Origin of the sequence: Hydrogenophaga sp. A37, assembly GCF_002001205.1 — a bacterium.
Taxonomy (GTDB): Bacteria; Pseudomonadota; Gammaproteobacteria; order Burkholderiales; family Burkholderiaceae_C; genus Hydrogenophaga.
Genome location: NZ_MUNZ01000155.1, coordinates 1 through 1,885 on the forward strand (window position 1 = coordinate 1; position 1,885 = coordinate 1,885).

Below are 1,885 nucleotides of genomic sequence, written 5' to 3' on the forward strand. Positions count from 1 at the left end.
GGGCTACTCCGGTGTCGAGGTGGATGGGGAACTGGGCAGGCCTGAGGCCGCATCGGGCGCCACCCAGGCGCCAAACTTTCGCAATGACAGCAGCCGGTCCGCGCTCACGTGCAACACCGCTTGTTGTGTGTCGTTCTGCAGCGTGAAGGTGAGGCTGGCGCCGTCTTGCCCCAGGCGGCTTTCCTTCAAACGGTTGCCACCCAGGAAGGCCTGTGCCGTGCTGAGGTACAGGTCAAACAGGCGCCGCGCGTCCGTGCCGGTTTCGTTGCTGAAGATGGTTTGCGTGACCATCTGCAGCACGGCCTGCGACAAGCGTGAAAAGCCCAGCGTGTGCCCCCGGGCCAGCCAGTTGCGCAGGCACTGCTCGACCTCGGCGGGTGAGGGCAGGCGGTCGGGCAGCTGCGGGCACTCCATCGCGCCGAAGGCCAGTGGCAGCAGGGTCTGCACGGCCTGGCTGCACAACTGGCCGCGCGCAGCCGCCGTGCCGCCCAGTGCGTTCATCTTTTTGGAGTGGGCCAGGTACACCTGGTAGTAGTCGCAGAACTCGGGCACGGTGCGGGCCTGCTGCACGCCGAAGGCGGCCGCCTCCTGGCGCAGTTGCGCCGGGTTGTCGCCGTCTTGCCCCATGGCTGCTGCGGCCAGCGTGTGCAAGGCCACGCGGTCGTTGAAATCCAGCGCCTGAAACACGGGCGCATCCGCCACACCCAGGTCTTGCAGAAACTCGCTCGCGCTGCGCAACTGCTGCGCGTCCACGAGATGGTGGTCGGCCATGATGCGTTGGGTCTGCTGCACCACGGCGGCGCTGGTGTCGCCGATTTCGGCCTGGCCGAGGGTGCGCAGGTTGGCGCTGCCCAGCGACATGAGCTTGACCGGGCTGACCCACAGGCCCAGCCCCGGCAGCAAGGCCATGGGCGAGGCGTGCAGCCCTTGCTGCACCTCGGCCAGCAGCGTGGTCTCGTCCGCCACTTCGTAGCACACCATGGGGTTGGGCAAGGCCCAGGCCAGCCACTGGGGGCCGCCGTCGATATAGGTCAAGGTCTGGCGCGCGAGCTCAGACAGGCTTTCACTCTTCTGGATCAGCTTGCCGGCAACGATGACAGTCATGGCGTGGGTTCTTTCACCTATCTGTGATGCTGTGATGCGCTTCGCACCAAACGCGGGTCAGCCCGCCGGGTAACCCTTGATGACGTTGGCGGCCGTGGCACCGACCTGGCCGAACTCGACATTGGCCTGCGTCATCACCTGCTGCGCAGCCGTGATCACCTCGACGTATTTCACGTCCTTGGTCGCCAGGAGCTGGGCCATGGCCACACCGATGGCCGTGGTGGCGATGGTGGAGAGGTTGCGCAACGCATCGGCTGAATCCTGCACCGCGATGGCGGTTGACTGCGCCACCGACTGGTAGGCCTTGCCGGCACCGCTGGTCATGACCACCTGCGGGGCCATCGTGGCCATTTGAATCTGATTGACGGTGTCGATGACCTGGGCGTTGGTGTTGTCCATGGCGAATCCTTAAGCGCTGAGAGATGGTCGGCGTGGGCGTAGTTACGGCGCGGGTGGTGCGGGCGTCGGCGCGGGTGCGGGTGCCGGGGTGGGAGACGGGGCTGGAGCAGGTGCAGGTGCAGGTACAGGTGCAGGCGCAGGCGCAGGCGCAGGCGCAGGCGTTGCGCTGGCCTGCTGTGCCAGGCTTTTCAGGTCGGCCTGGGCCTCTTGCGCGACGGTGCTGGTGGCTTCGGCCACACCCTGCAGCGTGGTGATGGCCGCGGTGCCCTGGCTGAAGGCGGTCTGCACCACCACCTCGTTCGATGGGGATGGTGTGGGCCCCGGCAGGGGGTTGACCACCGGCGGCACCGGCGCGGGGGGCACCGGCGGGGGCGTGTAGGGC

The 1,885-nt window shown here is 67.4% G+C and carries 2 protein-coding genes and 1 pseudogene; all 3 read right to left on the minus strand.

What is annotated here, in order from left to right; translation table 11 throughout:
* Window positions 1-3: 3 nt before the first annotated feature.
* Window positions 4-1,104, minus strand: a complete 1,101-nt coding sequence (locus B0E41_RS21570) for a hypothetical protein (protein ID WP_077334330.1) — start codon at window positions 1,102-1,104, stop codon at window positions 4-6.
* Between the two features lie 57 nt (window positions 1,105-1,161).
* Entirely contained in the window at window positions 1,162-1,503 is a 342-nt protein-coding gene (locus B0E41_RS21575; RefSeq protein WP_077334332.1) for a hypothetical protein, read from the minus strand.
* Between the two features lie 42 nt (window positions 1,504-1,545).
* Window positions 1,546-1,885 (minus strand): annotated as a pseudogene (locus B0E41_RS26805) (hypothetical protein); the annotation flags it as partial.

What these genes read in the sequence shown, in the direction of transcription:
- B0E41_RS21570 (WP_077334330.1), bottom strand. Translation starts at nt 1,104, where the DNA reads ATGACTGTCATCGTTGCCGGCAAGCTGATCCAGAAGAGTGAAAGCCTG.
- B0E41_RS21575 (WP_077334332.1), bottom strand. Translation starts at nt 1,503, where the DNA reads ATGGACAACACCAACGCCCAGGTCATCGACACCGTCAATCAGATTCAA.